Source organism: Streptomyces sp. NPDC110618 (assembly GCF_055657065.1).
Genome location: NZ_JBVKBN010000022.1, coordinates 120,304 through 136,259 on the forward strand (window position 1 = coordinate 120,304; position 15,956 = coordinate 136,259).

A 15,956-nucleotide genomic window follows, 5' to 3' on the forward strand; every position below is an offset into this window, starting at 1 on the left:
TTGACAGGTGACCGACGCCCAAGACACCGCAGCAGACAGTTCACTGCGAACCACCGGAGGCGCCCCTCCGGACGACGGCGGATCTTCTGTTACGGGGGCGCCCGCCGGGGCTTCGAGCCCTGATACCGGCTCCGAGCCGGGTCCCGAGCCGGTTCCTTTGCTGGAGCCGCGCGACGGCATTCCGCCCGTGATCGCCGACGGGGAGTCCCTGGCCCGGGTGATCGCCGCGTTCGACGCGGGCACCGGCCCGGTCGCCGTGGACGCCGAGCGGGCCTCCGGGTACCGCTACGGACAGCGCGCCTATCTGGTGCAGCTGCGCCGCGAGGGCGCGGGCACCGCGCTGATCGACCCCGTCGCCTGTCCCGACCTGTCCGGTCTCGGCGAGGTGCTGGCCGACACGGAGTGGGTGCTGCACGCCGCCACCCAGGACCTGCCCTGCCTCAGGGAGATAGGCATGGTCCCGACCAGGATCTTCGACACCGAGCTGGCCGGGCGGCTCGCCGGGTTCCCGCGGGTCGGGCTCGGCGCCATGGTCGAGAACGTGCTCGGGTTCGTGCTGGAGAAGGGCCACTCCGCGGTCGACTGGTCGACCCGCCCGCTGCCCGAGCCCTGGCTGCGCTACGCCGCCCTCGACGTGGAGCTCCTGGTCGACCTGCGCGACGCGCTGGAGAAGGAGCTGGACCGGCAGGGCAAGCTGGACTGGGCCCGGCAGGAGTTCGACGCGATCGCCTCCGCGCCGCCGCCGGAGCCCCGCAAGGAGCCCTGGCGCCGGACCTCCGGTATGCACAAGGTGCGCCGGCGCCGGCAGCTCGGTGTGGTGCGCGAGCTGTGGGAGACGCGGGACAAGATCGCCCGGCGGCGCGATGTGTCGCCCGGCAAGGTGCTCTCGGACGCCGCGATCGTGGAGGCCGCGCTCGCCCTCCCGGCGAACGTGCACGCGCTCTCCGCGCTGAACGGCTTCGGGCACCGCATGGGACGGCGGCAGCTGGAGCAGTGGCAGGCCTCGGTGGACCGCGCCAAGGCGCTGTCCGAGTCGCAGCTGCCGCAGCCGGGCCAGCCGGTCACCGGTCCGCCGCCGCCCCGCGCGTGGGCGGACAAGGACCCGGCCGCCGCGGCCCGGCTCTCGGCGGCCCGCGCCGGGGTCTCCGCGCTGGCGGAACGGCTGAACATGCCGCAGGAGAACCTGATCACGCCGGACACCGTGCGCCGGGTGTGCTGGGAGCCGCCCGAGCAGGTGACCGCTGACACCGTTGCCGCGGCTCTGGCGGGCCATGGGGCGCGGCCCTGGCAGATCGAGCAGGTGACCCCCGTGCTGGTGGCGGCGCTGTCCGCATAAGGGCACTCCGTGGAGGCACTCATCGCGTCGCCCCGCGCGTGAAGCCGTTGTAGATGAACCGCTGGAGGAACAGGAAGACGATCAGCGTGGGCAGGATGACCAGCACGGCTCCTGCCGAGATCGTCTCCCAGTGGGCCGCGTAGGGCCCGCGGAAGCGGAACAGCGACGTCGAGATCACGCCAAGGTCCTCGGAGGGCATGTAGAGGAAGGGGATGTAGAAGTCGTTGTAGACGGTGATCCCCTTCACGATCACCACCGTCGCCGTCGCGGGCTTCAGCAGCGGGAAGATGATCTTTCGGTAGATGGTGAAGGCGTTCGCGCCCTCCAGCCGGGCCGCCTCGTCCAGCGAGACCGGAATCGACCGGACGAACTGCAGGAAGATGTAGATCGAGACGATGTCCGTGCCCATGTAGAGCGCGATCGGCGCCCACAGGGTGTCGAACATCCCGAGTCCGGTGACGATCTGGAACGTCGCCACCTGGGTGGTGACCCCCGGGACCAGCGCGGCGACCAGGAACAGCGCGAGTACGAGCTTGCGGAGGCGGAACCGGAAGCGGTCGATCGCGTACGCCGTCATCGACCCGATCAGCACGGTGCCGCCGACGGCCACCACCAGGATCAGGGCCGTATTGCCGAAGGCGGCGAGCATGCGGCCGTCCTGGAACGCGGTCACGTAGTTGTCGAAGTTCAGCGGGTTGCCGGGCAGCGAGAGCGCGCCGCCGCCCTCGGTCATCTCCCGCTCGGTCTTCAGGGACGTCAGCACCACGACGGCCAGGGGCAGCAGGACGACCACGGTCGCGCCGATCAGGGAGAGGTGCACCAGGGCGCGGGCCGGCACACGGCGCGTCATACGAGGTCCACCTTGTCGTCGGGGACCAGCCGCCGCTGGACCCAGGTCACCAGCAGGATGATCAGCAGCAGGACGACCGCGGCGGCCGAGGCGAGCCCCGTCTTGTTGAACCGGAAGGCCAGATTGACCGTCTGGATCACGAAGGTCTCGGTGCCGGTGGCGCCGCCGGTCATGATGTACGGGATCTCGAAGACCGACAGGGACCCGGAGATCGACAGGATCACCGTCAGACTCAGCACCGGCTTGATGCCCGGCGCGATGATGTACCGGAACTGGTGCCAGCGGTTGGCCCCGTCCAGTTCGGCCGCCTCGTACAGCTCCCCCGGGATGGACTGGATCGCGCCCAGGAAGAGCACGAAGTTCAGACCCAGGTAGCGCCAGACGGAGACGCCCGCGAGGGAGGTGTTGGCGGAGGCCGGGGTGCCGAGCCAGGCATGGTCGGTGTCGACGCCGAACAGGCTCAGCACGGAGTCGAGGGTGCCGCCGTCCTGGAAGAAGTAGAGGAAGACGAACCCGATCGCGACCCCGTTGATCAGGTACGGGAAGAAGAGCACGCCCTTGTAGAAGTTCCGGAAGCGGACGTTGAAGCTCAGGACCGTCGCGAAGTACAGCGCCGCGGCGATCTGCACGGCCGAGGCCGCGAGGTAGTAGCCGCTGACGAAGAAGACCCGGAAGAGGTCCTCGCGGGTGAAGATCTCCGTGTAGTTGCCGATGCCCGTGTAGTTCAGCTCCGGGCTCACGCCGTCCCAGTCGGTGAAGCTGTAGGCGACCATGTTCACGATCGGCGCGTAGGTGAAGACGATCAGCAGCGTGAGCGGGGCGATCAGGAACAGCCAGGGAGTCAGGGCCCGCCGGCCACGCCTGCGCCGGGCGGGGGCACCCGGGCGCGCCCCCGCGGCCGTCCTCTCCACCGCCCGTCGCGCGGTGGTGGTCATCAGCGCTGCGCCTCGGTCCAGCGCTCGCCGAGGTCGGCGAAGAAGTCCTCCAGGTTGCCGTCGGCGGCGCCGCGCGCGAGGTCGACCAGCTTCTGCCGGTACTCGGGGGCGTAGATGCCGGTCTCGGACTCGCTGTCGATCCGCTTGACCTCGGCGCCCTTGGCGTCGTCCACCTCGATGAACTCCACGCCCGCCTCCTCGTAGGGCCTCAGCACCTCGGGCAGCGGGGCGTCCTTGCGCGGGGAGATCGCCAGGTTGTCCCTGTCGTAGCCGGACTCGTCGGTGAACCAGTCGATCCAGGCGCGGGCCGCCTCCTTGTGCTCGGAATGGACGTTGACGGCCTGGTTGTAGTCGGGGGAGATCGCGGCGCAGAAGTGGCCGTCCGTCTGGGACGGGAAGGGCATGAAGCCGATGTCGTCGGGGTCGGCGCCGGCCTTCTCCGCGGCGTCCCGGAACTGCACGATCGCCCAGGTGCCGAGCCACTGGGTGGCGATCTCGCCCCTGGCGGTACGGGCCTTGGACTCCTCCCAGTTGGTGGTGGTCGGGTCCTTCTCGGACAGGCCCCGCGCCACGATGTCGTGCAGCAGGGTGTCCCCGACCCGCAGGTCCGCGCCGGGCGCCCAGGGGTCCCCCTCGGCCAGCTTGGTGGTGGCCTGCGGGTCGCAGTGCACGGAGCCGTTGACGTACGTCCAGGAGGTGAGCGTCCAGCCGGCGGCAAAGTTGGTGTAGTAGGGCACGGCGTCGGTCTTCGCCTTGATGGACTTCAGCGCGGTGAGGAACTCGGCCGGGGTGGTGGGCCATTCGGTGACGCCGGCCTCGCGCCAGACCCGCTTGTTGTAGAGGAAGCCGGGGGTCACGCCGACCGGGCTCTGGCCGTAGACCTTGCCGTCGACGGCGGTGAAGTCGGTGAAGCGGTACTTCTCACCGCGCTCCTCGACCGTGCCGAGGGAGGCGAAGAACTTGGGGTAGTCGGCCTTCTTGATGACCGCGGGGATCAGCAGGACGTCACCGTAGTTCTCGGTGTTCATCCGGATCTTGACCTCGGACTCGTAGTTGGTGAGCCCTTCGAACTCCACCTTGACCTTGGGATAGGTCTTGTTGAAGGCGGCGGCGTACCGGTCCAGGGTGCCGTCCTGCACGAGGTCGGTGCGCACGGTGAGGACCTTGATGGTTCCGCTGACCTCGGCCGGGTCGGTGGGCGCCTTGGCGTCCGCCCCTTTCGAGGAGCCTCCGGTGCCGGTGCACGCCCCGAGCAGCAGGGCGGCACCGGTGACCATGGCCAGGACTGTACGGCGGTACATGTGCATCAGCTCCGTTCATCACGTGACGGACGAGCACTGCGGGTTGGCTGGTTCGGAACTCTGACAGCGCTTTCTCGACCGGTAAAGTCCCTATCCCGCCAACGACGCCAAAAGCCTGCCCCGCTTCGGGGTTGACCGGTTCAAGGGAGTGCGCATGCTTCAGGCCACACCGCTGGGCGACGGATGGATCCTGCGGCACGAGGGGAAGCCGCTGCCCGCGGCCGTGCCGGGGTGCGTGCACACCGATCTGCTGGCGGCCGGGGTCGTCCCGGACCCGTTCCTCGGGCGGAACGAGACCGAGGTCGCCTGGGTGGGCCGACGGGACTGGACCTACGAGCGGGACCTGGACGCGGCCTCCGGCGCGGAGCAGACCGACCTCGTCTTCGACGGTCTGGACACGGTGGCCGAAGTCCTGCTGGACGGGCGCCTGTTGGGCCGCACGCGCAATATGCACCGCTCGTACCGCTTCGACGTGACCGGTCTCGCCGGGCGCCTGTCGGTGCGGTTCCGGTCCGCGTACGCCGAGGCCGAGGCGGTGCGCGACCGGCTGGGCGAGCGCCCGGCCGCCTACGCCGAGCCCTTCGCGTACCTGCGCAAGATGGCCTGCTCCTTCGGCTGGGACTGGGGGCCGACGCTGGTGACGGCGGGGATCTGGCGCCCGGTGCGGCTGGAGCACTGGTCGACGGCGCGGATCTCCCGGGTGCGTCCGCTGGTGACGGTCGAACCGGGGCTCGGGCGGGTGGAGTTGGCGGTGGACGTGGAGCGGACGCGGGTCGAGGCGCCGCTGACCGTGGAGGCGTCGGTCGGCGGGGTCCGGGCCCGTGCCGAGGTCGACGGCGCGCGGGGGACCGTACGCCTCGACGTGCCCTCGCCGCGGCTGTGGTGGCCGCGCGGGTACGGCGAACAGGCGCTGTACGACGTGGAGTTGACGCTGCTGCACGGGGACGAGCCGCTGGACGTCTGGCGGCGCCGGGTCGGCTTCCGGAGCGTGGATCTGGACCGCTCCCCCGACGCGCACGGCACCGGGTTCACCTTCGTCGTCAACGGCGAGCGGCTCTTCGCGCGGGGCGTGAACTGGATCCCGGACGACGTCTTCCCCTCCCGGGTGACCCGGGACCGGTACCGGGAACGGCTCGGGCAGGCCGCGGAGGCGGGCGTGGACCTGGTGCGGGTCTGGGGCGGCGGGATCTACGAGAGCGAGGACTTCTACGACGCCTGCGACGAACTGGGGCTCATGGTCTGGCAGGACTTCCCCTTCGCCTGCGCCGCCTACCCCGAGGAGCAGCCGCTGCGCGGGGAGGTGGAGGCCGAGGCCCGCGAGAACGTCGTACGGCTGATGCCGCACCCCTCGCTGGTCCTGTGGAACGGCAACAACGAGAACCTGTGGGGCTTTTGGGACTGGGGGTGGGAGGAGCGGCTCGCCGGGGAGTCCTGGGGCGAGGGGTACTACCTGGGCGTACTGCCGCGTGTGGTCGCCGAGTTGGATCCGACGCGGCCCTATACCGCGGGCTCTCCCTGGTCCGGGTCCTGGGAGCGGCATCCGAACGATCCGGCGCACGGCACGCACCACTCCTGGGAGGTGTGGAACCGGGAGGACTACACCCGCTACCGGGCCGATGTGCCGCGGTTCACGGCCGAGTTCGGCTGGCAGGCGCCGCCCGCCTGGGCGACGTTGCGGCGGGCGCTGCCGGGCGAGGTGCTCGCGCCGGACTCGCCAGGCATGCTGCACCACCAGAAGGCCGCGGACGGGAACGGCAAGCTGCGGCGCGGTCTTGAGCGCCATTTCGCCTTCCCCGAGGGGGACTTCGACCGCTGGCACTACCTCACGCAGGTCAACCAGGCGCGTGCGGTGGCCACCGGGGTCGAGCACTGGCGCTCGCACTGGCCGGTGTGCGCGGGCACGGTGCTCTGGCAGCTCAACGACTGCTGGCCGGTGACCTCCTGGGCCGCGATCGACGGGGACGGGCGGCCCAAGCCGCTCTACTTCGAGCTGCGGCGGCTGTACGCGGACCGGCTGCTGACCCTGCGCCCGGAGGAGGGCGGGCTGGTGCTGGCCGCGGTGAACCAGGGCGCCGGGGTGTGGTCCGTGGAGGTGCGGCTGCGGCGGATGTCGGTCGACGGGGCGGTCCTCGGGGAGGCGAGCGTCCCCGTGGTGGCCGGACGGCGGGCCGTGGGGCTCGTGGCCGTGCCCCGGGAGCTGGTGCCGGCCGGTGCGAAGGAGTTCCTGGTCGCCGACGCCGACGGACTGCGGGCCCTGCGCTTTCCCGCGCCCGACCGGGAGATCCCGTATCCCCGGCCGGAGTTCGAGGTCGCCGTCGTGCCGGGCGGGGTGCGGGTGACGGCCCGGACGCTGGTACGGGACCTGCTGCTGCAGGCGGACCGGCTGGACCCCGACGCACGCGCCGACCGGGGGCTGGTGACCTTGTTGCCCGGGGAAGAGGTGACCATCGGGGTGTCCGGCTGCAAGACTCCGGATCCGGAGTCCGCCCGTCGTGCCCTCTACTGCGTGGAGCCTGCCCGATGACCTCATCTTCCGGTCCCCGCGTCACCATCAAGGACGTCGCCGCGCGCGCCGGTGTGTCCAAAGGAGCGGTGTCCCTCGCCTTCAACCACAAACCGGGGCTCTCCGAGGCGACCCGGGACCGGATCTTCAAGGCCGCCCGGGAACTGGGCTGGGCGCCGAACCTGACCGCGCGGTCACTGGCGGGGGCCCGGGTGGACGTGATGGGGCTCGCGATCTGCCGGCCGGCGCGGCTGCTCGGGCTCGAACCCTTCTACATGGAGTTCGTCTCGGGCGTGGAGAGCGTCCTGGCCGAGCACTCCTGCTCGCTGCTGCTGCGGCTGGTGCGCACGGTGGAGGAGGAGGTCGGCATCCAGGAGGCCTGGTGGCGGGGGCGGCAGGTGGGCGGGTCGATCCTGGTCGACTTCCGGGCCGACGATCCCCGGCCGGCGGCGGTGCGGAGGCTGGGGATGCCGGTGGTCGCCGTAGGACATCCCGATCTGACCGGGGGGCTGGCCTCGGTGTGGACGGACGACGCGACCGCGATGGCGGAGGCCGTGCGGTATCTGGCGGCGCTCGGGCACCGGCGGATCGCCCGGGTGGGCGGCGCCGCGGCGCTCGGGCACACGGCGATCCGTACGGCGGCCTTCGACGAGGCGGCGCGGTCGCTGGCGCTGGCCGGGGCGTGGCAGGTCGCCACGGACTTCTCCGGGGACGCGGGGGCGCGGGCCACACGGTCGCTCCTGACGGCGGCGGCGCCGGACCGGCCAACGGCGATCGTCTACGACAACGACATCATGGCGGTGGCGGGGCTGTCGGTGGCGGCGGAGATGGGGTTGCGGGTGCCGGCGGATGTGTCGCTGCTGGCCTGGGACGACTCGCAGCTGTGCCGGCTGACGCATCCGACGCTGTCGGCGATGAGCCATGACGTGCACGGATTCGGGGCGGATGTGGCACGGACCCTGTTCGGCGTCATCACCGGGGAGGGGGGCGAGTCGCATCCCGTGGCCACTCCGGTACTGACGCCCCGGGGGTCAACGGCTCCGCCGAAGGTGTGACCTTCGCCGCTAAGAGCCCCGGGACTGGGCAGGTACGTTACTCGTAAGTAGCATGGGCCTGAGCGCGCGCTCAGCGTGCCGGCAGCAGTGCAGTCCCGCACCCTGGAGGAGAGCCATCGTGCCTCGTACCGTCAGGGACGTCGTCTTCGTCGACGGCGTCCGCACCCCGTTCGGCAAGGCGGGCCCGAAGGGCATCTACCACGAGACCCGCGCCGACGACCTCGTCGTGAAGGCGATCCGGGAGCTGCTGCGCCGCAACCCCGGTCTCGACCCGAAGAAGATCGACGAGGTCGCCATCGCCGCGACCACGCAGATCGGCGACCAGGGCCTGACCATCGGCCGCACCGCGGGCATCCTCGCGGGCCTGCCGCAGTCGGTGCCGGGCTACTCCATCGACCGTATGTGCGCCGGCGCCCTGACCGCCGTCACCACGGTCGCCGGTTCGGTGGCCTTCGGCGCCTACGACATCGCCATCGCCGGTGGTGTCGAGCACATGGGCCGCCACCCGATGGGTGAGGGCGTGGACCCCAACCCGCGCTTCGTCAGCGAGAAGCTGGTCGACGAGTCCGCCCTGTTCATGGGCATGACCGCCGAGAACCTGCACGACCGCTACCCGACGATCACCAAGCAGCGCGCCGACGAGTACGCCGTGCGCTCCCAGGAGAAGGCCGCCAAGGCGTACGCCAACGGCAAGATCCAGGCCGACCTGGTGCCGATCTCGGTGCGCCGCACCAACCCCGAGGCCGGCGAGACCGGCTGGGGCCTGGTCACCGCCGACGAACCGATGCGTCCGGGCACCACGCTGGAGAACCTGGCGGGGCTCAAGACGCCGTTCCGCGTCCACGGCCGGGTTACCGCCGGTAACGCGGCCGGTCTGAACGACGGCGCCACCGCCTCCCTGATCGCCTCCGAGGACTTCGCCCGCGAGAACAACCTCCCGGTGAAGATGCGCCTGGTCTCCTACTCCTTCGCGGGTGTGGAGCCGGAGGTCATGGGCTACGGCCCGATCCCGGCCACCGAGAAGGCCCTCGCCCAGGCGGGCCTGTCCATCGACGACATCGGCCTGTTCGAGATCAACGAGGCCTTCGCCGTCCAGGTGCTCGCGTTCCTGGAGCACTACGGCATCGCCGACGACGACGCGCGCGTCAACCAGTACGGCGGCGCCATCGCGTTCGGTCACCCGCTGGCCTCCTCCGGCGTGCGTCTGATGACGCAGCTGGCCCGCCAGTTCGAGGAGCAGCCGGAGGTCCGCTACGGCCTCACCACGATGTGCGTCGGCTTCGGCATGGGCGCCACCGTGATCTGGGAGAACCCGCACCACAAGGACGCCGGAGGCAACAAGTGAGCACCACCGCTGAGCTTCTGAAGGGCGCCGCCGAGCTGTTCCCGGACGAGGTCGTCACCTCGGCGCACGTACGCCACCTCGACCTGCCGTTCGGCGCCGGGCGGTTCGCCCTGATCACGCTGGACAACGGCTTCGACCACACCAAGCCGACCACCTTCGGACCGCAGTCGCTGGCGAACCTCAACACCGCCATCGACCAGGTCGAGGCCGAGGCCGCGGCCGGCGACATCGTCGGTGTCGGCATCACCGGCAAGCCGTTCATCTTCGCGGTCGGCGCCGACCTCAAGGGCGTCGAGCTGCTGAAGGAGCACGAGCACGCGCTCGCCATCGGCAAGGGCGGCCACGAGGTCTTCAAGCGCCTCGCCGCGCTCGCCGTGCCGACCTTCGCGTACTACAACGGCGCCGCGATGGGCGGCGGTGTCGAGGTCGGTCTGCACTGCTCCTACCGCACCGTCAGCAAGGCGCTCCCGGCGTTCTCGCTGCCCGAGGTCTTCCTCGGTCTGGTCCCCGGCTGGGGCGGCTGCACGATCCTGCCGAACCTGATCGGCGCCGAGAAGGCCGTCCAGGTCATCATCGAGAACAGCCTCAACCAGAACAAGCAGCTCAAGGGCCAGCAGGTCTTCGACCTGGGCATCGCCGACGCCCTCTTCGAGGGCGCGGACTTCCTGGAGCAGTCGCTGAACTGGACCGCCCAGGTGCTCAAGGGCGACGTCGAGGTCGAGCGCCCGGTCGTCGACCGCGGTGAGGCCTGGGACCAGGCCGTCGCCAAGGGCCGCTTCATCGCCGACTCCAAGGTGCACGGTGCCGCCCCGGCCGCCTACCGCGCCCTGGACATCATCGCCGCCGCCAAGAACGGCGACCTGCAGCAGGGGTACGACGCCGAGGACAAGGCGCTCGCCGACCTGATCATGGGTGGCGAACTGCGCGCCGGCATCTACGCGTTCAACCTGGTGCAGAAGCGCGGCAAGCGTCCCGCGGGCGCCCCGGACAAGAACCTGGCCCGCCCGGTCACCAAGGTCGGTGTCGTCGGCGCCGGTCTGATGGCCTCCCAGCTCGCGCTGCTCTTCCTGCGCCGCCTTGAGGTGCCGGTCGTGCTGACCGACATCGACCAGGAGCGCGTCGACAAGGGTGTGGGCTACGTCCACTCCGAGATCGACAAGCTGCTCGGCAAGGGCCGGATCAACCAGGACAAGGCCAACCGTCTCAAGGCCCTGGTCTCGGGTGTGCTGGACAAGGCCGAGGGCTTCGCGGACGCGGACTTCATCATCGAAGCCGTGTTCGAGGAGATCGGCGTCAAGCAGCAGGTGTTCGCGGAGGTCGAGGCGGTCGCCCCGGCGCACGCCGTCCTCGCCACGAACACCTCCTCCCTCTCCGTCTCGGAGATGGCGTCGAAGCTGAAGCACCCCGAGCGGGTCGTCGGCTTCCACTTCTTCAACCCGGTCGCCGTGCTGCCGCTGCTGGAGATCGTCCGCGGCGAGCAGACCGACGACGCCTCGCTGGCCACGGCGTTCGCCGTCGCCAAGAAGCTGAAGAAGACCGCGGTCCTCACCAAGGACGCCCCGGCGTTCGTCGTGAACCGCATCCTGACCCGCTTCATGGGCGAGATCCAGAACGTCATCGACGAGGGCACGCCGGTCGAGGTCGCCGAGAAGGCCGTCGAACCGCTCGGTCTGCCGATGTCCCCGCTGGTCCTGCTGGAGCTGGTCGGCCCCGCGATCGGCCTGCACGTCTCGGAGACCCTCAACCGGGCCTTCCCGGACCGCTTCAAGGTCTCCCCGAACCTCAAGGCGGTCGTCGAGGCGGGCAAGCGCGGCTTCTACGTCTACGACTCCGGCAAGCCGGAGCTGGACCCGGAGGTCGCCGCCCTCCTCAAGCAGGGCGATGTCGTCCTGACCGAGGAGCAGGTCCGCGCCCGCGTCCTGGACGCCGTCGCGCAGGAGATCGGCATCATGCTCGACGAGGGTGTCGTCGCCGAGGCGCAGGACATCGACCTGTGCCTGATCACCGGCGCCGGCTGGCCCTTCCACCTGGGCGGCATCACGCCGTACCTGGACCGTGAGGGTGTCTCGGAGCGCGTGAACGGCAAGAAGTTCCTGGCGCCGGGCGTGGCTTCGGTCCCCGCGTAACAGCGCCTGTCAGTGCCCCGTACGCCCGCGTGGTGTGCGGGGCACTGCCGTGTCTACAGCTCCTGCCAGGCGGCGAGCGCGAGCCCCGGTTCGTCCTTCTGCCGGGCCAGGCGCAGGACGCCGTCCGGGGTGAGGCTGGCGGCGACGACACGCCCCTGGGCGTCCTCGGCGACGGCCACGCGGGTACCTGCGGGCAGGGCGGGACCGGACTCGGTCCACCACAGGCCGGCGGACTCCTGCTCGGTCGGGTACGCGGCGAACGCCACCCGCCCGGAGGACGAGCGCTGGGCGAGCAACGTGCAGTCGTGGCCGTCCAGTTCGCAGCGGACGGCCGAGACGGGCCCCGGCCCGGCGGTGGGGATCAGCGGAATCGGTTCGCCGTCCGGGCGCCAGGCGTGCAGCATGCCCTCGGGGTCGCTGTAGAAGAGCGTGGTGTGCTCCTTGGAGGTCGGCAGCGCGCTGAGCGTGCCGGGTTCGACCCGCGCGGCCAGCGGGTCGGCGGCGAGGGGGCGGGCGCCGGGCTCCTCCTGGATCCACCGCAGCACGCCGGTCGGGGTGGTGGCGTACACCTCGACGAGCCCCGACTCACCGGTGAGGGCGACGAGTTCCTCACCGACCTTGCTGCCCTTCAGGTCGTGCCAGGCGTTCCAGCCGCCGCGCTCCTTCTGGTTGACGGTGTGGATGCCCTTGCCCCGGTTGCGTACGAAGAGATAGGCGCGGCCCTCCGCGTCCACGGCGACGGCGGGGTCGCCGGTGCGCTTGCCCGCCTTGTTGGGGTGCCCGACAGGGCTCCAGTCCAGGGGTGCGAGCAGCGGCCGGAAGTGCGTGGAGTGCACGAGCCCCGACTCACCCGCCCGGGTGGGCCGCCAGGCGACAAGATGCCCGTACCCGTCGGGCCCCTGCCCCACCGCGAACCCCGGCTGCACCTGCTGCTCGCCGCCCACCCGGCGGGGCGCCTCCCAGGCGCCTCCCGGAACACGTTCCGCACGGCACAGCACGGCGTCCTCGGTGTGCCAGTAGACGCAGAGGCGGCCGTCTCGGCCGCGTATGAGCCAGTCGCCGTTCACCGGATCACTCTAAACGGGGGCGTTGCGGGCAGCGCCCCCGGGCTGACGGCGCCTCCGGGCTGGCGGCACAACACGGCGGCCCCCTGCTCCCGGACACCCCGGGAGCAGGGGGCCGCGGTGCCGCTACCGGACCGCCTCAGACGGTCGTCGGCGGGAACCCGTAGTGATCACCACCACGGACGAAGGCCCGCCAAGCCTCCGATGGATCGGACGCCGGCGCCCGTGAGCATCCGACTGATCTCGGCGCCCGGAGTCGCCATGGTCACCACCTGTCAGGGGCGGCAAGCCGCCGGCGCACCGTGCCACCAACCTGCTTGCCCGCGGAGCGGGCTGCCCATGGGCACATGTGATCAGTCCTCCTCAGGGTGAAGTTCCCTGGACGCCCTGTCAGATCGTCGTCGTATTCGGTGTGACCGTCAGACCACGCAGAAGCCCCGCCGGAACGAAATCCGGCGGGGCTTCCCGTTCATGCTCGGAAGTAGATCCGATCAGATTCTATGAAATGACTATTCGGTCCACCTCTGGGAGTGAAGTCGGTGGTTCATCGCCATACCAGGCGTATTCGAGGCCGGACAACATTCCCGATTCAGTCCAGAGAATGACTTCACCAACAAGCTCACCCCCCTCTTCGATAACCGTGCAAGTTACCGGCACAACCCCACTTGGGATAGGAGCACGAGGTGCGTCATCGGTGACTCGAAGGTCAACACTCGCAGAATTGGATCCCCATAGGGCCACCACTCGAACCTGATCAAGTTGATGACGGAGCTCTGCCGCTCCAGGGAGATCCACTTGCAGAATCCGCTCCACTACCGCCCGCTCCTTGGCGGTCAGTGGGCGGGGTTCAACGGGAACCCGCATCTACTTACCTCCAGGGAACTTATCGGGGTTGAACGCCGTGCCGATTCGCGGAACGCCGTTTACGACAGCTCCTCGAATAGTCACGTTCTCACCATCAATGACTCGACCCACTTCAAATCGCCCCGCTGCCGGAAGGTCGTCTACATCGCCCAGGCTGTCCACGATACGTCGCATTTCCTGCTCACGGCCGCCAGAACGAGCGACTAGGTCAGCGAAGCCGTGCTTTTCCGGATCGATAACATGCTCCAGCTTTGCTGGCGTACTCGCCGACTTGTAGGTCTCGTCCAGGATTTCCGGACAGAGTCCACCCGAATTGTGGACGAGAACAGGCGTGGCCCCCGCCAGCACATAGTACGTGTGGATGCCGTCGACGGTGAGGTCGTGGGTGCGCTGCATCCTGCTGTACTGGTGTGTCCGCTCGACCTCGGCCGTGGTGCCCGAAGCCGTGCGCAGGGTCATGCCCGGCTTGAGGTCGCCCGCGTTCACCCAGGCGCCCTCGGAGGGGGACCAGAACGGGTGAGTGGTGGTGGCGGTCAGCGAGGACGTGCTGTCGGAGCCCTTGGTGGAGACCGTCAGGTCGACGAAGTGCTTGTCGTCCTCCGTGACGATCGTGGCGACGACGGTCCGCGTCGTGGTCAGACCGCTCTTGGGGTCGGTGACCACGATCTCGTCGCCGATCCTGACGTCCTCGATGGGCTTGGTCGACCCGTCGGACATCAGGACCAGCGTGCCCGGCGTGAAGCTGTGAGCCCCTTGGACCAGGCACTGGATGGGCACGGAGTCCGCCTTCTTGAAGGCGGCCTTGAAGCCCTTGAAGACGGCCTTGGCGCCCTTGCCGAGCAGACCGGTGCCCGCCGCGATGCCGACATCGATCGCGGCGGCCTTGCAGGAGCTGCCGGAGCCCCTCGCGCAGCCGACGTAGTCGTCGATGCCGAGGACTTCCAGGATGCCCGGACCGTCCTGGTCCCCGAACCAGCCGAGTTCGCCGACCGCGTTGCAGAAAGCGCTGGGCCCCCGGCATCGAGGACCGAGCACTTGGCTCGCACCCAGTTCTGCAGGTTGTGCTGGTAATCCAGACGCTCGCTGTAATACGGGAAATTCGCGGCCAGTTCGGCCTGCGTCGGGATGTAGGTGCCCTGGATGGTGATCGAGTCACCCTTGGGCTGGATGATGATCGGCTTCTTGCCGTAGGTGCCGTTGCGCTTGGCCTGCCGCGACATCTTGACCGCGGTGCCGTAGCAGGACTGCGTCCGCTGGCAGTTGTTGGAGGTGCCGTCGATGACGCCGTCGGTGTCGCCCTCGACACCCGCGCAGATGCCGTCGGCACCGCCGCCCGGCGCGCCGTGGATGCAGCCCAGGCCGCTCGCGTCGCTGAAGGTGAGCGGGCTGTTGTTGCTGTACGCGTAGGCGTTCAGCGCCTGGGGGTCCTCCGGGGTGAGCAGCGGGTCGACCGAGATGAAGCGGCCCGTCGCCGGGTCGTACTCGCGTGCGCCCAGGTGCTGCAGACCGGTGGACTCGGTGTCGTCCACGCCGCCGACGAAGCCCCGTACACCGGGCCATGCGCTCGGCTTCGTGCCGCGGATTCCGCCGAAGGGGAGGGTCCGCCGCTGCGTCAGCTGCTGGTTGGCCGCGTCGATCGCCAGTTGGCCCGTGCCGACGTGGTCGGCGATGGTGAACGAGACCGAGCCGTCGTTGCCGATCACGGCCTGGTGCCCGCCGCCGAGGTCCAGCGTGCGCTCGGCCTTGGCCGTGCTGCTGCCCTTGGCCACGGTGATCCGGGTGGCGCCGAGGTAGAGCGTGTTCTCCTTGGAGGTGCGGGCGATGAGCCGGTTGCCGTCGGCGTCGTAGACGTACTCGGTGACGTCGTCCGGCTTGCCCTCGACCGGCTTGACCACCTTGACCAGGTGGTTCTCGGCGTCCCAGTCCAGGTCCTGGGTGGTGCCCGCGAGGGTTCGGGTGTCGGTGTTGCCGACGACGTCGTACCCGTAGGAGTCCTGCGCGGTGCCGCCGGGACCGGTCTGGGTGATCGTCTTCACCGCGTGCGGACGCGGGTCGCCCGGGTCCGGGTAGTCGTAGGTGCGCACGGTGTTCTTCGCCGTGTCACCGGTGACGTCGTGCAGGGTCTTTGTCTTGCGGTTGCCCACCTTGTCGTAGGTGTAGGAGTGCCAGTACGGCGCGGGACCGCCGACGGTCTGGCCGCTCGGGGCCGCGGCGCAGGTGGCCGTGGGCTGGGTCCAGGCCGTCGTCAGCCGGCGCAGGTAGTCGTAGTCGAAGCACTGTGTGTCCGTGCCGGAGCGGGACACGTCCGAGACGGACAGGACATTGCCCGCCTGGTCGTAGCGGTAGCTGTTGAGCCGGTCGACCCCCGGCACGTCCTGACGGTCCACCCGGGAGGTGGCCAGGCCCTGGGTGCCCCACTCGTAGGTGTTGGTGACCCAGGTCTTCTTGCCGCCGTTGTTGGAGAGTTCGTGCTGCAGCGGCTTGAAGTGCCCCGGGTTTCGTGGAGTCCGGTGGTCTTGTTTCAGGCGGACTGCGGGGGTTGCTCCAGTCTTCGCCAGTAGTCGCGTTCGTACTCGG

Annotated in this window: 11 protein-coding genes; 5 read left to right on the top strand and 6 right to left on the bottom strand. The window is 69.9% G+C overall.

Annotated features, from left to right (window positions below):
- Nucleotides 1-7: 7 nt before the first annotated feature.
- Nucleotides 8-1,336 carry a ribonuclease D gene (locus tag ACZ7L7_RS30565; protein WP_471430926.1) on the top strand — a complete coding sequence of 443 codons (1,329 nt, stop codon included), beginning with the start codon at nt 8-10 and terminating at the stop codon, nt 1,334-1,336.
- Between the two features lie 19 nt (nt 1,337-1,355).
- On the opposite strand, the gene ACZ7L7_RS30570 is transcribed toward ACZ7L7_RS30565, so the two are convergent.
- Genes ACZ7L7_RS30570 through ACZ7L7_RS30580 form a run of 3 tightly spaced genes read right to left on the bottom strand, consistent with a single transcriptional unit; the run spans nt 1,356 to nt 4,428 of the window.
- Entirely contained in the window at nt 1,356-2,186 is an 831-nt protein-coding gene (locus ACZ7L7_RS30570; protein WP_285513539.1) for a carbohydrate ABC transporter permease, read from the bottom strand.
- Nucleotides 2,183-3,121 (bottom strand): carbohydrate ABC transporter permease, encoded by a 939-nt coding sequence (locus ACZ7L7_RS30575; RefSeq protein WP_453608833.1) that lies wholly within the window; start codon nt 3,119-3,121, stop codon nt 2,183-2,185. The genes ACZ7L7_RS30570 and ACZ7L7_RS30575 overlap by 4 nt, the downstream gene beginning before the upstream one ends.
- On the bottom strand, nt 3,121-4,428 hold the full coding sequence (locus ACZ7L7_RS30580; protein ID WP_453608831.1) for an ABC transporter substrate-binding protein: 1,308 nt from the start codon (nt 4,426-4,428) through the stop codon (nt 3,121-3,123). The genes ACZ7L7_RS30575 and ACZ7L7_RS30580 overlap by 1 nt, the downstream gene beginning before the upstream one ends.
- A 148-nt stretch (nt 4,429-4,576) precedes the next feature.
- On the opposite strand from ACZ7L7_RS30580, the gene ACZ7L7_RS30585 reads away from it, so the two are divergent.
- The 4 genes from ACZ7L7_RS30585 (at nt 4,577) to ACZ7L7_RS30600 (ending at nt 11,451) form a co-directional block, all read left to right on the top strand.
- Nucleotides 4,577-6,946 carry a glycoside hydrolase family 2 protein gene (locus ACZ7L7_RS30585; protein ID WP_472077684.1) on the top strand — a complete coding sequence of 790 codons (2,370 nt, stop codon included), beginning with the start codon at nt 4,577-4,579 and terminating at the stop codon, nt 6,944-6,946.
- Nucleotides 6,943-7,980 carry a LacI family DNA-binding transcriptional regulator gene (locus tag ACZ7L7_RS30590; RefSeq protein ID WP_285513535.1) on the top strand — a complete coding sequence of 346 codons (1,038 nt, stop codon included), beginning with the start codon at nt 6,943-6,945 and terminating at the stop codon, nt 7,978-7,980. The genes ACZ7L7_RS30585 and ACZ7L7_RS30590 overlap by 4 nt, the downstream gene beginning before the upstream one ends.
- A gap of 118 nt (nt 7,981-8,098) precedes the next feature.
- Nucleotides 8,099-9,325: a thiolase family protein gene (locus tag ACZ7L7_RS30595; RefSeq protein WP_285513534.1), complete on the top strand. Its 1,227-nt coding sequence runs from the start codon at nt 8,099-8,101 to the stop codon at nt 9,323-9,325.
- The gene (locus tag ACZ7L7_RS30600; protein ID WP_472077685.1) at nt 9,322-11,451 is read left to right on the top strand and encodes a 3-hydroxyacyl-CoA dehydrogenase NAD-binding domain-containing protein; all 2,130 of its coding nucleotides are present in this window, start codon (nt 9,322-9,324) and stop codon (nt 11,449-11,451) included. The genes ACZ7L7_RS30595 and ACZ7L7_RS30600 overlap by 4 nt, the downstream gene beginning before the upstream one ends.
- 53 nt (nt 11,452-11,504) lie before the next feature.
- Here the strand turns inward: ACZ7L7_RS30600 and ACZ7L7_RS30605 are convergent, their stop codons facing one another.
- From ACZ7L7_RS30605 to ACZ7L7_RS30615, 3 genes are all read right to left on the bottom strand, one after another.
- Entirely contained in the window at nt 11,505-12,518 is a 1,014-nt protein-coding gene (locus ACZ7L7_RS30605) for a PLL family lectin (protein ID WP_471593456.1), read from the bottom strand.
- An 861-nt stretch (nt 12,519-13,379) separates the two neighbouring features.
- Nucleotides 13,380-14,096: a polymorphic toxin-type HINT domain-containing protein gene (locus ACZ7L7_RS30610; RefSeq protein ID WP_472077686.1), complete on the bottom strand. Its 717-nt coding sequence runs from the start codon at nt 14,094-14,096 to the stop codon at nt 13,380-13,382.
- On the bottom strand, nt 14,096-15,956 hold a 1,861-nt coding region (locus ACZ7L7_RS30615; protein ID WP_472077687.1), incomplete at its 5' end, for an RHS repeat domain-containing protein. The genes ACZ7L7_RS30615 and ACZ7L7_RS30610, both read right to left, overlap by 1 nt.

What these genes read in the sequence shown, in the direction of transcription:
- ACZ7L7_RS30570 (WP_285513539.1), bottom strand. Translation starts at nt 2,186, where the DNA reads ATGACGCGCCGTGTGCCGGCCCGCGCCCTGGTGCACCTCTCCCTGATC.
- ACZ7L7_RS30575 (WP_453608833.1), bottom strand. Translation starts at nt 3,121, where the DNA reads ATGACCACCACCGCGCGACGGGCGGTGGAGAGGACGGCCGCGGGGGCG.
- ACZ7L7_RS30580 (WP_453608831.1), bottom strand. Translation starts at nt 4,428, where the DNA reads ATGCACATGTACCGCCGTACAGTCCTGGCCATGGTCACCGGTGCCGCC.
- ACZ7L7_RS30585 (WP_472077684.1), top strand. Translation starts at nt 4,577, where the DNA reads ATGCTTCAGGCCACACCGCTGGGCGACGGATGGATCCTGCGGCACGAG.
- ACZ7L7_RS30590 (WP_285513535.1), top strand. Translation starts at nt 6,943, where the DNA reads ATGACCTCATCTTCCGGTCCCCGCGTCACCATCAAGGACGTCGCCGCG.
- ACZ7L7_RS30610 (WP_472077686.1), bottom strand. Translation starts at nt 14,096, where the DNA reads ATGTCCGACGGGTCGACCAAGCCCATCGAGGACGTCAGGATCGGCGAC.